Below are 15461 nucleotides of genomic sequence, written 5' to 3' on the forward strand. Positions count from 1 at the left end.
TGTATGCCTTTGATAGTGCGTGGGTTCCGACGAACGGTTACATTTTCTTACAGGTGTAACTGCCATTGCTTACAGACGATGACGGTACGGGGTCGACCCCCGGCGAGACACACAGACAAGTAATGGAGACTGAGAGACAGGAGATTTCTCTCTGGAATTATTTGTAACATTTTATAATTAACGCTGGTTAACAGCCGTCGCGAAACAACAGCGCAGGTTCATAACGTGCGCTGTCAGACGACGATAGCTGAACCGCACAAGCGCTTAATTCACGTGTTATAGGCAAAAGGATAAGGCACATGTCACTGCACAAGTTATTTGCACTGGTCATCACTGTGGCATTGCTGGGCGGCTGCAATGCGCTCGCAGGCAAGACCAACATGTTGAGCGATGATGACGTGAAATCGCAAAGCGCCGGCGCACTGGGCTACGCCCCTGCGGACCTGACTATTGTCAATCGCCAAACCCAGGGCACCAATACCTACGTATTGCTGAAAACCAACGACAACAAGCAGTTCAACTGCATCATCAACGGCGGCAATATCATGACCTTCGGCATGTCCAACCCGCCCTCTTGCGCGAAAAAAGGCGAGCAGGTAAAGAGCGGGCCGTTTGGCGGATAACTGTCACGCCAAAATCGCAGGGCGTGATCAACTCGGCTCTCACTGTCAGCTTTTATATCGTCGAACTTCGGTATAAATCGAGTCATGTACTGCAATGACTGAAAAGGGAACGGACCTATTGAGTTGAATAGATCCGTTCCTTTTTACGATGGAAGTTGAACCGCGTTGTTATCAGGGCACGGTTACTCAATGTATTCGTGAATAACCGCGCCTGCGCGGCGCAATTCATCCAGATACGCCTCGGCGTCCTCAAGCAGCTCGGGCATATACAGCCCGGCGGAAAAGGGAGAACCGCCGTTGAGGCCCAGCACGGCTGACAGCGAAAGCACCACGCTCAGTCCGGTGAGCGACGCTTGGCCATGCCTGAACTCAAGGGTAGCGCGTGACCGTCGTGGCCGCCCCTCAGCCTCGCCCTCGATCTCGACGATGATCTCTGCCGCCACTGCGTCACCGCGACGACGGCTCGATGATTCGCCACTCGCCAGGTCAAAGCGAATATCCGGCGCGCCTGTGGCGGCGTAGAGGCTGATAATGTCGAACGGAGAGTACGCGTCAGCTGCAAGCTCCCGACCGTCAATGGCCTTGATCCTGGCTTTGGCGGCGTCACCGGACACCCAGGACCGCTTCCCGCCTGTGAACACCAACGCGGCAGGTGCCGCCGCACTCAGCCGCTGCATATCTTCCAGCGCCAGTGGGCCTGCAGCGTCTTGTTCATCCAGTACAACCCCGACCCTGATGGATCGCACGCGCTCGAAGCCTTTTACACCGTGCAGCGCAAGAAACACCGCGACCCCGGCGCCCCATTGGCTGGCAAGGACCACGGGCGCCGCCGTCGCACGGTGCGCGAACAGCGCCATCTCCGGCCCTACCTCTACCAGCCCGTTGCCGATGTTCAGGTACGCAATGCCCAAGTCCTGGGCATAGCGCAAACCCCGGAGTCCATCATCAGGTGCCAGCATGACCACCGCCGCAAATGCGACGCCGTCATCAAGGCCCAGGCGAGGCTTATCAAGGTCGATTGCCACCGCGTGGGCAGCACCCGCCTCCCGCGCAACCTCGCGCGCCGCGTCCAAATTGCGGCCGCCCACCAGCAAGGCATACCGGGCTGGCGCTCACGAAACCACCGGATGGCAGCACGCCCAACGATGCCCGACCCACCGGCAAACAGTATGTGTTTTGTCGTCATTGACCTGTCCTCTGTCTAGCCCGAAAAAGACGCAATCGAGCCCAGCAGCAATCGCCCCAGAGGTGCACCCGGCTACGCAAACAGCGCATACGGCGTCGATGAAGAAAACCGACACACGTCACAACACCTCAGCATTGCGTCGATAGGGTAGTGACGGACAGGGTAATTTGTAGGTTCCAAAAACTTTGTAAGGCATGAAATGCGGCAGCAGCACGCCACAAGAACCGGATGACAGGTTGAGCGCAGTCAATTTGAGGGCAATAAAAAACCCCGTAGACGTTAATCTACGGGGTTTCTAAGAGTGGAGGCCGAGGTCGGAATCGAACCGGCGTAGGCGGATTTGCAATCCGCTGCATAACCATTTTGCTACTCGGCCTCAAACGGCAAATGCTCTGATCGCTAACATTCACCGCATAAAAACTTGAGTGGGCTATAGAACCCTGCCTCTACTCTAACTCATTGAATACATTGAAGTTTTTAATGCTTCGTTGCGTTCGATGGGCGCCATTATGTACTCATTTGCTTTTACCTGCAACCCCTTGATTTCAAAAATATTTCGTATTGGCATCAAGGGGTTGCGCACCTGCCCTACTCCTTGATGAGCTGTTGCTGATACTGCGGGTCAGCCTGGATCTGGGCGTCGGTGAAGGGCAGCGGGCGTAGTTTTTTCTCGGAGAAAGCGCGGGTCTGGTCCTTCGAATACCCAGAGGCAGGGTTGCTGGATTCGGAGAATGCCAATACGCCCAGGGCCTGCGGGCCGTTGTCGTCGAAGGTGATGATTTGCAAATAGCTGGTGCCGCTGACGACTTCGCGTTTGCCATCGGCACGTGGCACGGTTTGCATCGCGTTGTAGATGCCCAGCTGCTGCGGGCCGCCGTGCATCGGGGTTTGGCCGGAGACCTGGATGTCGCCCCAGCGGGTCAACCCAAGCTGGCTCACCGCCGCCGTCGAGGCCAGCATGGCTTCGCGCAGGGCGTTGGCCACGGGTTCGCGCTCGATGGCCAGCCCACGCGGAGTGGTCAGGGGGTGCGCCGGGTCGAAGGCGACGCGCCAGGCGTCGGGGAGTGCCTGCAAGTGTTCGAACAGATTGATGAAGTGCACCAGGCCGACGCCGCTGTCGAGGTTGGCGTGTTGGTCCCAGTGTTTAAGGCTGGTGCACAGTGGCTGCAATGTTGCCGCATCCGCGCCGAGGCGGTTGGCGCAGAACGCGAGCAGGTCGGGCATGACTTGGCTGGCGAGGTAGACCTCGTTGTCCATGACCATGTTTTGCAGGTCCGTCACCTTGATCGGTTGTTTGGCCAGAGATTGCAGGCGCTGCAGGGCGAATCGGGCGCGTGGTCCCAGGCCGATATGATCCTGGCTGATCACCGGCGAAAACCCGGTCAACGGCGCCTTGGGGTTGGCCATCCACGCTGAATCATTGGCGTGTTGCACGTAGTCGGTGCGCTCTAGCTGCGGCAGGTCGGCGGCGGCGAAGATGCCGGGTTGGGCGGCACGCGGGTCAATGTCCCAGGCACAGGCGCTGCGGGAGCCGTCGAGCACGATCAGTTGCAGGCCGGCGCGTGGGTCACTGCATTGCGCAAGTTTGGCCGCGCTGACGTTGGGCACCACTGACAGGTTCATGTACAGGCTCTGGCCTTGGTCATCGGCGGCCAGGGTGTTGACCCATGGGATGCCTTGCAGGGTGTGCACCGAGGTTTGCAGCGCCTTGAGGCTGGTAGCGCGGTTCATGGCGTCCCACTGCTGCAGGACGCGGTCGTTGCCCAAGTTGGCGTCGCGCAGGCTGAAGGCGTAGTGGCTGTCCCAATCCAGCTTGCCGGGCCATTGCACCACCGGGCCGAACTGCGAGCTGTAAACCGTCTGCGCCTGCGGCCTCAGGCTGCCATCGGTCTGCTTGACCTGCACGGTGACGGAGGTTTCCTCCAGGGGAATGGATTGACCGTCGAGCAGGTAGCGCGTCGAATCCCTGGGATCCAGGGTCAGGCGGTAGAGGGTGAAATGCTTGGACGTGTCGACCGTGTGGGTCCAGGCCACATGCTGGTTGAAGCCGATGTTGATCAGCGGCAAGCCTGGCAGCGCGGCGCCCATCACGTCCAGTTGGCCGGGGATGGTCAGGTGCATCTCATAAAAACGCATGCCGCCCACCCACGGAAAATGCGGGTTGGCCAACAGCATGCCACGGCCATTAAACGAACGATCACGGCCTACCGCGACGGCGTTACTGCCGCGGTCGAGGCTGAAACGCTGCTGGTTGGCCGATGCCTGTTCAAAGGCTTTCAAACCGAGTTTCACACTGGCAGTGGCTTGAGGCGGTGTGGCGCCAGCCAGGGCGTCGGCAAATTGCCCGACACCGCCTTCCACCAGCAGCCTGCGCGTCAGCTTGATCACGTCTTGCGCCACAAGCGGTCGAACCCACGCCGCCTGGCATTGTGCCGGCGCGCCCTGCTCTTTCAGGTAGCGGTTGTAGCCGGCGACGTAGCCTTCAATCCGCTGCTGTATCTGTGGCGTCTGGGCGTTCCAAAAAGCGCTCACCGCTTGGGGTGTATTCAGCCAGGTGAAAAACACATCGCTGACAAGGTTGTTGCGCTCCTCCAGGGTCGCCTGTTCGGGGCCGAAATACTTGGCGCGCTCGCCGCTCACCGTGACCACTTCGTTGGCCAGCAGGCACAGGTTGTCCTGGGCATAGGCGTAGCCGATGCCGTAGCCCAGGCCGCGTTCGTCGTTGGCGCGAATGTGCGGCACACCAAACGTGGTGCGGCGAATGTCCGCCGACGCCTGCGTCACTTGCTCGCGCGCCGACGCGGCAAGACTCGCCCCCAGCAACAGCCCCGCCACGCACACCCTGGACAACCGGTTGGAAATAATCACGCAAGCTCCACAGTCAAATTGAACACCCTCACAAGGGGCAGCTACCCCACCGTAAGGACGCAATGAACCGGGAATAATTTAGCCGCCGGACGCGTTTATTTAAGGCGTGCGCGCCGTGACAAAGTCGATACCGACAAAATTTCTACATCCAGCACTTCATGATTTCTGTCGCTCGTTCGTCTTATTAGGTAAGAGCGCCATCATTTTCCTGATCAGGCTCTGATAAGGAGTTTTTTGCATGTACAACTCGCAACTGCCCACGGACGGACATTCACCGGCCGCCGACGCCAATTACGGCAGCGGCGGCGCACACGCGTTCGGCAAAGCGCCCGAACAGCAAGGCAACCAGCGTATACGCCATTTGCTCAAGTGCTTCGGTTTGCGCACCAGCCTGATTCGGCTGAAGGTCATCGACGCCCTCCTCACCGCTGCCGACAACCAGCGCACCCTCGGGGTGCGCGGCGTGCACAGCCATTTGCTGGAGCTGGGCATTCCGTTGTCGTTTCTCAGCGTGCGTGAGGTGCTCAAGCGCCTGTGCAGCGAGGGCGTGATCACCCTCAATGCCGATAAAAGCTACAGCCTCCATGAAGAGGCTGCCAAAGTGCTCGATGGTCGCGCCTGACTGACGCGATCAGAAGTTGGGCTTGACCTTGCGGCGCATGATGCCGTTGATCACTACCACGGTCACCGCCACGGCAATGGCGATGTACTGGAACGTTTTTTCGCTGATGACCCCGGTGTTCTGCAGGTAGGACAGGCCGAACATCGTCCCCAGCACCACAAGGGAAATCAGAATCGAATATTTCAAACGTTGCTTTTGGGTCATGACGGGGTTCCTGAACCTGATAAATGTATCCACTTTGTATCGCCGAACATGCCAAGCACATACCCGGTGACGGGGATGGATGAGGGTCGGCAGGGTCGTATGTTACAGGCGATGAAAAAGTTTGGCTTGTCCCACGCCTGATTGACCTTGTGAGCACCCTAGAGGATTTTCAAATGTTACGTCGAATCACACTGCTGATTCCATTGCTGATCATGCTGAGCATGAGCGGCTGCTTCTTTTTCCCACACGGCGGCGGTGGCGGCTGGCACGATCATCGCTACGACGGCGGCCCAGGCTACGAGCACCGCTGATCGCGCCTGCGCCCCGCTTTCCGGGCCGGAAACCGGGGCGCTCAGCCAGCATGCACCCAGCGCTGATGCAACCAACGCGCAAACGCATCCAGGGCAAACCCCAACAGCCCGATCAGCAGCACCAGGGCCATCAGTTCCGAATAGGCCAGACGGTCTCGAGTGTCGAGGATGTAGTAGCCCAGCCCCGCACTGACCCCAAGCATTTCGCACGGCACCAGTACGATCCACAGGATACCGATGGCCAGGCGCACGCCGGTCAGCACATGCCCCACCACGCCGGGGATGATCACCCGTCGCAAGGTTTCCCAGCGCGTAGCGCTCAAACTCTTACTCAACTGCAGCCAACGCGGGTCCAGCTGACGCACGCCGGCAGCGGTGTTGAGCATGATCGGCCACACAGCCGCAAAGGCCAGCAGGAAATAGATCGGCTGGTCGCCTACGCCCATCAACATCACCACGATCGGCATCCACGACAGCGGCGAAATCATCCGCAGAAACTGGAAAGCCGGCGTGGTGGCCGCCTCCAGGTTGCGCGAACTGCCCACCAGCAGGCCCAGTGGCACGCCTACCCACAACGCCAGAAACAACCCGACGAAAATGCGTTTCAGGCTGACCGCGATGTGCAGGTACAGCTCGCTGCGCCCGAGCAGTTCCCACAAGCTGCTGAAGGTCGCCGCCACTGAAAAGCGCGCCGACAAGCCGTCGGCGTCGCCGAATACCTTGACGCCCAGCCACCACAAAAACAGCAAGCCTGCCAAGCCACTCAGCCCCAGCAACCAGCCCGGGATTCTGCCTTTATTCAAGCGCCAATCTCCTCGTGCCGTTCGTACCCATCCGGCAAACCGAAGGTCTTCATGCCGCCCACCGACTCGATGGCGTTACGCACAAAACGGTCGTCGACCAAGTCTTTGGCAACGAACGCCGGATCGAGGTCGGCGAGGAATTTCTTGTCGCCTTCAATCAGCGTGTCCTTCAAGCGCCGCACCAGTTCCTCGGTGTAGCTGGGGAATGGGTAAGGCTGGAAGTCGATGCGGTGTTCATCCCAATTGGCATGCTGGATCGCCCCGTCGGCCAGGTAGGCAGCACGGTCGGCGGCAGCGGGCGCGAGGACTTTGCTCAAGACCGGCTCGGCGTGTGGCGTGTAGCGGTTCGGGCCGTCTTTGGACAGCAGCTTCACCGCCTCTTCACGGTTGTCGCGCGTCCAGACCTGGGCCTTGACGATCGCATTCACGACCTTTTGCGACCATTCGGGGCGATTGGTCAGGTCATGCTCGTGCATGAACACCACGCAGCACGCATGGTTGCGCCACACATCGCCGGTAAAGCGCTGCACCCGGCCGACCTTGAGGTTTTCTGCCAGGGCGTTGAACGGCTCGGCGACGATATAGCCGTCAATGCGCTTGCTGGCCAGGGCCGGCGGCATGTCGGAAGGCGGCAACACGATGAGGTTGACCTCGTTGGCGGCAATCGCACTGCCGGCAGCACGCGCCACGGGGGTCAGGCCGTTGTCACGGAACAACTGCTGCACGACTACGTTGTGGATCGAGTACCAGAACGGAATCGCCACCGACTTGCCGCCCAGTTGCTTGACGTCGGTGATGCCCGGCGACACCGTCAGGCCGGAACCGCCGACGTGGTTCCAGGCCACAACCTTGGCAGGCACCTTGCTGCCATAGCGCGCCCACACCGTCATCGGCGACAACAGGTGAATCACGTTGACCTGTCCCGAAATGAACGCCTCGATCACCTGGGCCCAACTGCGCAGCAGCACCGGGCGCTCGGCCTTGATGCCTTCGGCTTCGAACAGGCCGTTGTTGTGTGCGACCAGCAGCGGCGTGGCGTCGGTGATCGGCAAATAACCGATGCGCACCGGCGCGTCCGGTTCGCTGGCGGCGCGCGCCTGCAAACTGCTCAGCAGCGGCATGGCACCGGCGGCACTGAGCACCGCCGAAAGTTTGAGAAAGTCACGGCGCGAGTGAGTGAGGTCATCCAGACACATGGTTGGGCTCCAGCAGTTCAAGAGGGTTGGGTTGAGGGCGGCTCGCCTGCCGTAAGGTTTTCAGAATGTCGATACGCAGCGCGCCGATGGCCTCGACCTGTTCTTCACGCGGCTGTGGCAGGTCAATGTGCCACTCACCCAAGGTCCGCGCCGGGCGGTTGCCCAGTAGCAGGATGCGGTCGGACAGCAACAGCGCCTCATCGATGTCGTGGGTGATCAGCACCGCCGCCGAACCTTGCTCGCGGTTGACCTTGAGCAGCAGGTGTTGCATATCGGCGCGGGTCACTTCATCCAATGCGCCGAACGGCTCATCCAGCAACAGCACCTGTGGCTGGCGTACCAGGCAGCGGGCCAATGCGGTGCGCTGGGCCATGCCGCCGGACAATTGCGCCGGAAACTGTTGGCGGGCATGTTCCAGCCCGACCGCAGCAATGGCGTGATCAACGCGACGGCGCCGCTCCTCGGTGCTCAAGTGCGGCTGGCGGGCGAAATCCAGGCCAAATGCGACGTTGTTTTCCAGGTTCAGCCAGGGCAGCAGGCTGGGGTCCTGGAATGCCACTGCAACGCGTGGATGCGGGCCATTCAAGGGCTCGCCCAGCACGCGCACGCTACCGCCCTGGGGCGCTTGCAAACCGGCAAGCACACGCAACAGGCTGGATTTGCCGACGCCGCTGGGGCCCAGGATCGATACCACTTCGCCCGGTTGCAGCTGCAAATCAAACCCTTGCAACACGGGGCCGCTGGCATACCCAAGGCAAATGCCCTGGGCCGTCAATACCGCCTGGTTCATAGATTGGCCTGGCGATGCAACTCGGTGCGCAACTGCACCAGGCTGGGCGTCACGATCGGCACAAAGGCCGATTCACGCCAACGCCGGGCAAAACCGCTGCCGTGGGCGGTGAGGTAGGCCTTGCCGCCGCTGGCTTGCAGTTCCAGCTGCACGGCACTGGCGGCAGTTTCGGCGAGGGCAATCCGCAGCTTGAACAGCGGCACTGGCTCGGCCGCAAAGCGCCCGGCGAGCAGGCCCTTTTTCAGGTCGTTGACCAAGTGATCAAGGGTCACCCGCAGCGCTTCCAACTCATCGCGCAACACCGTGCGACTCGACCCCAGGTGGTTGGCCACCTCCGCCAGCGAACGACGCGCCAGGCCAATGGACATGCCGCATTGCAAGCCCAGAAACGCCGGGCGTACCGCCGGCAGGAACTTGCGCGCATCTTCATGCAACAACCACTCACGGCTCAGCTCGACGCCTTCGAGGCCCAACGCGGCGGTGTTGCTCGACTGCAACCCCATCAGTTCGAGGTCGCGCGAGCGTTGCAAGCCGGCAACCGAATCGGGAATCGCCAGGATAAACGGCGCACCGCCCGCGGCATGCTCGATAGCGGCCGCCGCGACAAAGCCGTTCTTGCGTAAATTGGTCACCCAGTGCAGGCGGCCGTTGAGGGTCCAGCCGTCTTCGGTCGGCTCGGCGCTGATTTGCAGGGTCTCGATGCCCGACAAAAATTTCATCGCATTCGACAGGCCAGTCGCCCCGGCCAGCTTGCCGCTGAGCAAGTCCGGCAACAGGTGCTCGCGCAGTCGCTCATTGGGGCTTTGCAGCAAATATTCGATAAAGGAACGCTGGCCCCAGCAGACGAATGCCGCCGCCAGGGAATGGCTGGCGACATTGGCGATGGCGTCAACCGCGGCGGTGACGTCGCCGCCCAGGCCACCCAGCGCTTTGGGCACGCCGATACGTAAGACATTGGACTCTGCCAGCCTTGGCAGCACTTCCTGTGGATCGCAACTGCCCACATCCAGGGCCTGCGCTTGAACATCGAGCCAACGGCTCAAGATTGGGTCAAGCATTCATGTTTCTCCTTGTTACAGCAGGTGGACCATCGCCGACGCATGCGCGCTTCAGCTTGCCGGTTTTTCCCAACGGTATTGCGCCAGCTCCGGGTTCAGCGGTGTACGGGCAAACACGTTAGCGAAGTTGCACAGGGTTGCCAGGCTCACGCCCAAAATAACTTCCAGGGCCTGGCCTTCGGAATAACCGGCAGCACGGAACGCCTCGAAGCCTGCATCGCTGACATCACCGCGCGTGGCGATCACTTCGCGCGTAAAGGCGGCGAGTGTCTCATAGCGGGCATTGGGCAGTTCGCCGCGCTGGCGCAGCGCATCAATCACGTCTTCAGGCAGCTTGGCCTTGTTGCGCGCCACGGCGGTGTGGCCGGCAACGCAAAAATCACAGCCGTGGGTGGTGGCGGCAATCAGCTGCACCACTTCGCGGTCGGCCAGGCTCAATTCTGCCTTGGCATTGAGGCCCGAAACCGTGATGTAGGTTTCCAGCGCAGCCGGTGCATTGGCCAATACGGCGAGCAGATTAGGGATGAAACCCGAGGCCTTCAGGGCGTTTTCGAGGAAGGGTTTGGCGGCTTCCGGCGCGGTTTCGGGGGTGAGCAACGGTACACGGGACATGGAGTGGTCTCCTGATGGATTCGTGTATCCAGTCTGTTGGTTATAAAAAATCGCCTCAATAGGCTAAAGTAGCGATTACTTGCTCTTGAGTCTTTCCGTTAGATGAATTCGTCCAGTGCACTTGTCGATTGGTTATTAGACAGCCTCGAACTCAACACCAGTCTGTTCCATGTCGGCCGCTATTGCGGTGACTGGCATGCGAGCACGCAAGGGCTGGCAAGGGCGAGCTTTCACCTGATCGTTCAGGGCCAATGCTGGCTGCATATCGATGGCGAATCCACCCCTCTGCAGCTGAACAATGGCGACGCGGTGTTTCTGTTGCGCGATTTGGCCTATCGCCTGTCCGGCGAGGCCACGGCCGCCGGCGCGCAGGAGTGCCCGCGCCGGCCGATGCTGCCGCTGGACAGCCTGGCCAGCGATGGCGTGGGCCTGGTCTGTGGGTTCTTTCACTTTCATTCGGGCTTGTCGGCCATGATCGTCGACACCCTGCCCGCCTGGATCATCCTGCGTGCCGGCGACCCGTCCCTGATCGCCGCACGCAACCTGTTCGAACTGATCCTGCAAGAGTGCGAGCGCACGCCGGCGCCCTCTTCGGCCTTGCTGGAACGTCTTTGCCACCTGCTGTTTCTGTACGTGCTGCGTCAACAGGTCATCGATAACCCCGAATTGGGCGGCCTTGCCGCACTGGGCCGGCAACCGGCGTTCGCCAACCTGCTGGAACAGTTGATCGCGCACCCCGCTGATGCCTGGACGCTGGAAAGCATGGCCGCCTGCACCGGGCTGTCGCGTTCGGCGTTTTTCAAGCGCTTCAACGAGTTGTGCGGGCAGTCGCCGGGGCAAGTGCTGTTGATGATGCGCATGCGCCACGCTTGCCAACTGTTCAAGCAAGACCAGACCGTGGCGGATGTGGCGCTGGCCGTGGGTTATCAATCGGTGGCGGCGTTTACCCGGGCGTTTTACAAGGTCACCGGGCAGCAACCCGGCGCCTATCGCAAGGCTCAAGCCTAACGTTGCAACCCATTGCCCGGCCGCGCGCACAGCTCCACCAGCCAATCGACCAATACCCGCACCCGGGGTGACAGCTGGCGGTGCGGCGGGTACAGCGCCGTCAGCGCTAATTGCGGCGGCTTGATCGCCCCCAACACCTCCACCAGGCTGCCGGCCTGCAGTTGCTGCATGACGTGGTAATAAGGCGTTTGCACCAGGCCATAGCCCGCTTCGCAGGCGGCGAGGTAACCATCGGCACTGTTGACGGCAACCTGCTTGGGCAGGTCCACCAGGCGCAGCGCCTGCCCTACTTGAAACTCCAGGCCATAGCGCTTGCCACTGCTGCTGGAGAAGTATTCCACCACCTGGTGGCCGGCCAGCGCTTCCAGGTTGGCGGGCACGCCGAAACGCTGCAGGTACGCGGGGCTGGCACAGGTCACCTGATCCATCATTGCCAGCGGACGCGCCACCAGCGAGTCGTCCAGCGCCAGGCCACCGCGCAGCACGCAGTCCACACCTTCGCGAATCAAGTCGACCGGGCGGTCGTTGAGGCCGATTTCCAGGTCGATGTTCGGGTAGCGAGTGGAAAATTCCGGCAACGCGGGTATGACCAGAAATCGGCCGATGCCCGAGGGCATATCGATGCGTAATGTGCCACGCGGGCTGCCTCGGGTAGCGAACACCGCTTCGGTCTCTTCAAGGTCTGCCAGCAAGCTGACGCAGCGCTGGTAGTACGCGGCGCCATCCAGCGTCGGGCTGACTTGCCGGGTGGTGCGCTGCAGCAACTGCACGCCCAGGTGCGCTTCCAGTTGCTTGATCAGGATAGTGACCGAGGCGCGTGGCAGTTGCAGGCTGTCGGCGGCCTTGGCAAAGCCACCCAGTTCGACGATTCGGGTAAACACCCGCATGGCGTTAAATCGGTCCAAAGCCGGGCTCTCCCATGGCATTGTTTAGAAAATCCTAATAGTGATAGCGGTTTTAGCCGCTTTATCCCTCAGTTGTCGAGGGGAACAATGGGGGCCTTTCCCTTCCAAGGAGCTCTCCCGATGCATACTCGCCAACTCGGCAAAAACGGCCCTCACGTCTCCGCCATCGGCCTGGGCTGCATGGGCATGACTGATTTCTACACCACCGGCACCGATACCCAGGAAGCGATTGCAACCTTGCACCGCGCCCTGGAGTTGGGCGTCACGTTGCTCGACACCGCCGACATGTATGGCCCTCACACCAATGAGGCACTGATCGGCAAAGCCATCGCCGGCAAACGCGACCAAGTGTTTCTGGCGAGTAAATTCGGCTTTGTGCGTGACCCGGCCAACCCGTCGGCACGCGGTGTGAATGGCCGCCCCGAGTACATTCGCGAGGCCATTGACGGCACCTTGAAACGTCTGGGCATCGAAACGCTGGACCTGTATTACCAGCACCGCGTTGACCCCGACGTGGCAATCGAAGAAAGCGTCGGCGCGATGGCCGAGCTGGTCAAGCAAGGCAAGGTGCGTTACCTGGGCCTGAGTGAAGCCTCCGCGGCCAGCCTGGAGCGCGCGCACAAGGTGCACCCGATCAGCGCCCTGCAAAGTGAATATTCGCTGTGGAGCCGCGACCAGGAAGACAACGGTTGCCTGGCCGCCTGCCAGCGCCTGGGCATCGCTTTTGTGCCTTACAGCCCGCTGGGGCGCGGGTTTCTCACCGGCGCGCTGAAAAGTCCGGAGGATTTCGCCGCCGACGACTACCGCCGCTCCAGCCCGCGCTTTCAAGGTGAGAACTTTGCCAAAAACCTGCTGCTGGTGGAGCAAGTGAAAGCGCTGGCTGCGCAAAAAGGCGTGACAGCCGGGCAAATGGCGCTGGCCTGGGTGCTGGCGCAGGGTGATTACCTGATCCCGATTCCGGGCACCAAGCAGCGCAAATACCTGGAAGAAAACGTGGCGGCCCTGGATATCAGCTTGAACCCTGCCGAATTGGCGGCGCTGACGTCGATCTTTCCGGCGGGCGCTACCGCGGGTTTGCGCTACACCGAAGCGTCAATGGGCCTGGTGAATAAATAGCCTGTGTGGTCAGGGCGCACCCACTGACGGTGCGCCCTGACTTTTCTTGCACGATGGTACCTCAAGCTCCTCCTTGCCAAGCCGATAGCCCGATGAAGCTCTAACACAGCCGCGTCGATAATAAACGCTTCGTAAGGACGACCTCATGCCCCCACTGCGCTCCATCCAAACTCGCTACACCCTGTTTCTGGTGCTGTTCGTCCTAATGTTATTTGTGTTGACGGTGGTGGGGATCGGCCAGTTGGTCGCGCCCAAGCTGCGGCACACTGAAGAACAGGTGGTGCTCAACCGCATCGCGGAAGTGGCCGAACAGATTCAGGGCGAACTGAACAAGGTTCAGGCCCAGCAACGCAGCATCACCCAGACCATTCCCCTGCTCGACAGCGATGCCATCGACAAAGTCCTGCCCGGCCTGGTGGACCAGTACGGCGAGCTGAAAGTCTTCGGCGGCGGCATCTGGCCATTGCCGAATCAGCGCACGCCGGGGCGCAACAAGCACAGCACGTTCTGGCACCGCGATGCGTCGGGCAAGCTGGCAGTCAACACCTTCTGGAACAGCGACGCGGCGCCCAATTACTACGACCAGAGCTGGTACAAAGGCGGTCTCGCCTCACCGCGTGGCCAGTGCGCCTGGGCGGCGGCTTACAAAGACGACGCCAGCCAGGAGCCACGCACCAACTGTGCCATGGCCATCCAGCGCGACGGTGCCGCCTACGGCGTTGCCACCATTGACGTGACCCTGGGTTTCTTCAATGACCTGGTGGCCAGCAAAGAGAAAGACATCGGCGGGCAGATGCTGATCGTCGAAGGCGACGGCAAGATCATCAGCAACAGCACGCGCATCAGCGGCCCGGTGGTGTTGAAAAACATCAGCGAATTGGCTGGCACCTCGGCGTTTGCCGCTCAGGTCAGCAAGGCCCTCGCCCACCGCGACCAGGCCCAGCGCGCCGAATTCGACAACCAAGGCGTGGCCAGCACCTTTTACATGCGCCCGATCGAGGGCACGCCGTGGTTCCTGGCTACCGCCCTGCCGACCTCGCTGATCACCGCTCAGCGTGATGATGTGCTCGGCAGCCTGGCCCTGTTGCAAATTCCCATGGTGTTGCTGCTGGTGCTGCTGGCGTTCTATGCCATCCGCCAACTGGTGCAGCGCATGAAATCGCTGAGCATCAATATCGACGCGCTGTCTGCCGGCGATGCTGACCTGACACGCCGCATCACCATTCGTGCGGAAGATGAAATGGGCGCTATCGGCCATTCGGTCAACCGCTTCATCATCTACCTGCAAAACATGATCGGTGAAGTGACGCTGGCCACGGGCGCCATGTCGACGGGGCTTGAGCAATTGCAGCAGACCTCGGCGCAAACCAACCGGATTCTGGTGAGGCATGCCTCGGAGACCGATCAAACGGTCACGGCCATCACCGAAATGAGCTCCACTGCCGACACCGTGGCGCAGAACGCCGCAGAAACCGCCTCCTTCACCCAGCGCGCCAACGAACACGCGGACCGCTCACGGGTGGTGGTCGGAGAAGCGTCCACCAGCGTCAGCGCGTTGATCGGCGAAGTGGCCAGCGCCACCCACACCGTGGAAAACATGCGCCAGGACGCTGCTCGCATCACCGAAACCCTTGGCGTGATCGGCGCAATTGCCGGCCAGACCAACCTTCTGGCGTTGAACGCCGCGATTGAAGCGGCGCGGGCCGGTGAGCAAGGCCGTGGTTTTGCGGTGGTGGCCGACGAAGTCCGGGCGCTGGCGGCACGCACCCAGGCCAGCACCTCGCAGATCAACGAAATGCTCGCACGCCTGACCACCGGGGTCAGTTCGTCGGTGACCGCCATGGAAAACACCCAGGCCAGTTGCCAGTCGGCCGCGGATGCAACCGCGCGAGTCAACACGGGCCTGGACGAGATGGCCGGCTCGGTCAGCCATATCAACAACCTCAGCACTCAAATCGCCACTGCCGCCGAGCAGCAAAGCGCGGTGACCGAGGAGATCAACCGCAGCATGGTGCAGATCCGACATATGGTCGAAGAACTGGTGGAAAGTGGCCACGCCACTGAAACCAATACACAAAGCCTGCTGGACGCCAATGGCCGAGTGATTGCGTTGATGAGTCGCTTCAAGGTGCGCTGATAAATGCATGAAACACTCCCGT

The 15461-nt window shown here is 61.0% G+C and carries 15 protein-coding genes and 1 tRNA gene; 6 read left to right on the top strand and 10 right to left on the bottom strand.

The genetic code is table 11. From position 1 onward, the window contains the following. Positions 1 to 299 precede the first annotated feature (299 nt). A complete protein-coding gene (locus AACW30_RS17350) occupies positions 300 to 623 on the top strand; it encodes a hypothetical protein (protein ID WP_106579087.1) in 324 nt (107 codons plus the stop codon). 182 nt (positions 624 to 805) lie between these two features. On the opposite strand, the gene AACW30_RS17355 is transcribed toward AACW30_RS17350, so the two are convergent. The 3 genes from AACW30_RS17355 to pvdQ all read right to left on the bottom strand — a co-directional run bounded on the left by AACW30_RS17355 (position 806) and on the right by pvdQ (position 4677). Then, positions 806 to 1648: a hypothetical protein gene (locus tag AACW30_RS17355; RefSeq protein ID WP_234452741.1), complete on the bottom strand. Its 843-nt coding sequence runs from the start codon at positions 1646 to 1648 to the stop codon at positions 806 to 808. Positions 1649 to 2111: 463 nt separating this feature from the next. Beyond that, positions 2112 to 2185, bottom strand: a tRNA-Cys gene (locus tag AACW30_RS17360). A 212-nt stretch (positions 2186 to 2397) separates the two neighbouring features. Then, positions 2398 to 4677: a bifunctional acylase PvdQ gene (gene pvdQ, locus AACW30_RS17365; RefSeq protein ID WP_200625478.1), complete on the bottom strand. Its 2280-nt coding sequence runs from the start codon at positions 4675 to 4677 to the stop codon at positions 2398 to 2400. Positions 4678 to 4915: 238 nt separating this feature from the next. On the opposite strand from pvdQ, the gene AACW30_RS17370 reads away from it, so the two are divergent. Continuing rightward, positions 4916 to 5299: a fe2+ zn2+ uptake regulation protein gene (locus AACW30_RS17370; RefSeq protein WP_119740169.1), complete on the top strand. Its 384-nt coding sequence runs from the start codon at positions 4916 to 4918 to the stop codon at positions 5297 to 5299. Between the two features lie 9 nt (positions 5300 to 5308). On the opposite strand, the gene AACW30_RS17375 is transcribed toward AACW30_RS17370, so the two are convergent. Further along, positions 5309 to 5503 carry a hypothetical protein gene (locus AACW30_RS17375; protein WP_053255884.1) on the bottom strand — a complete coding sequence of 65 codons (195 nt, stop codon included), beginning with the start codon at positions 5501 to 5503 and terminating at the stop codon, positions 5309 to 5311. Between the two features lie 173 nt (positions 5504 to 5676). Between AACW30_RS17375 and AACW30_RS17380 the strand changes: the two genes are divergently transcribed. After that, positions 5677 to 5814 carry a hypothetical protein gene (locus AACW30_RS17380; RefSeq protein WP_164487942.1) on the top strand — a complete coding sequence of 46 codons (138 nt, stop codon included), beginning with the start codon at positions 5677 to 5679 and terminating at the stop codon, positions 5812 to 5814. A 41-nt stretch (positions 5815 to 5855) separates the two neighbouring features. Here the strand turns inward: AACW30_RS17380 and AACW30_RS17385 are convergent, their stop codons facing one another. Genes AACW30_RS17385 through AACW30_RS17405 form a run of 5 tightly spaced genes read right to left on the bottom strand, consistent with a single transcriptional unit; the run spans position 5856 to position 10273 of the window. Next, positions 5856 to 6602 (bottom strand): ABC transporter permease, encoded by a 747-nt coding sequence (locus AACW30_RS17385; protein ID WP_442793548.1) that lies wholly within the window; start codon positions 6600 to 6602, stop codon positions 5856 to 5858. 11 nt (positions 6603 to 6613) lie between these two features. Beyond that, positions 6614 to 7813: an ABC transporter substrate-binding protein gene (locus tag AACW30_RS17390; protein ID WP_124417602.1), complete on the bottom strand. Its 1200-nt coding sequence runs from the start codon at positions 7811 to 7813 to the stop codon at positions 6614 to 6616. Next, positions 7800 to 8603: an ABC transporter ATP-binding protein gene (locus tag AACW30_RS17395; RefSeq protein ID WP_200625480.1), complete on the bottom strand. Its 804-nt coding sequence runs from the start codon at positions 8601 to 8603 to the stop codon at positions 7800 to 7802. The genes AACW30_RS17390 and AACW30_RS17395 overlap by 14 nt, the downstream gene beginning before the upstream one ends. Further along, the gene (locus tag AACW30_RS17400; RefSeq protein WP_106579080.1) at positions 8600 to 9661 is read right to left on the bottom strand and encodes an acyl-CoA dehydrogenase family protein; all 1062 of its coding nucleotides are present in this window, start codon (positions 9659 to 9661) and stop codon (positions 8600 to 8602) included. Before AACW30_RS17400 ends, AACW30_RS17395 begins: the two co-directional genes overlap by 4 nt. Before the next feature lie 51 nt (positions 9662 to 9712). Continuing rightward, entirely contained in the window at positions 9713 to 10273 is a 561-nt protein-coding gene (locus AACW30_RS17405) for a carboxymuconolactone decarboxylase family protein (RefSeq protein ID WP_106579079.1), read from the bottom strand. 102 nt (positions 10274 to 10375) lie between these two features. Between AACW30_RS17405 and AACW30_RS17410 the strand changes: the two genes are divergently transcribed. After that, a complete protein-coding gene (locus AACW30_RS17410) occupies positions 10376 to 11281 on the top strand; it encodes an AraC family transcriptional regulator (RefSeq protein WP_200625481.1) in 906 nt (301 codons plus the stop codon). Here the strand turns inward: AACW30_RS17410 and AACW30_RS17415 are convergent. Then, a complete protein-coding gene (locus AACW30_RS17415) occupies positions 11278 to 12186 on the bottom strand; it encodes a LysR family transcriptional regulator (RefSeq protein ID WP_200625482.1) in 909 nt (302 codons plus the stop codon). The genes AACW30_RS17410 and AACW30_RS17415 overlap by 4 nt on opposite strands. A 120-nt stretch (positions 12187 to 12306) precedes the next feature. Between AACW30_RS17415 and AACW30_RS17420 the strand changes: the two genes are divergently transcribed. Together AACW30_RS17420 and AACW30_RS17425 are read left to right on the top strand one after the other, a co-directional pair. After that, positions 12307 to 13302, top strand: a complete 996-nt coding sequence (locus AACW30_RS17420; RefSeq protein ID WP_200625483.1) for an aldo/keto reductase — start codon at positions 12307 to 12309, stop codon at positions 13300 to 13302. Between the two features lie 145 nt (positions 13303 to 13447). After that, positions 13448 to 15439, top strand: a complete 1992-nt coding sequence (locus tag AACW30_RS17425; protein ID WP_200625484.1) for a methyl-accepting chemotaxis protein — start codon at positions 13448 to 13450, stop codon at positions 15437 to 15439. The last annotated feature ends 22 nt before the right edge of the window (positions 15440 to 15461 follow it).

The organism is Pseudomonas sp. MF6747, from assembly GCF_963890955.1.
In the GTDB taxonomy this organism is placed as follows: Bacteria; Pseudomonadota; Gammaproteobacteria; order Pseudomonadales; family Pseudomonadaceae; genus Aquipseudomonas.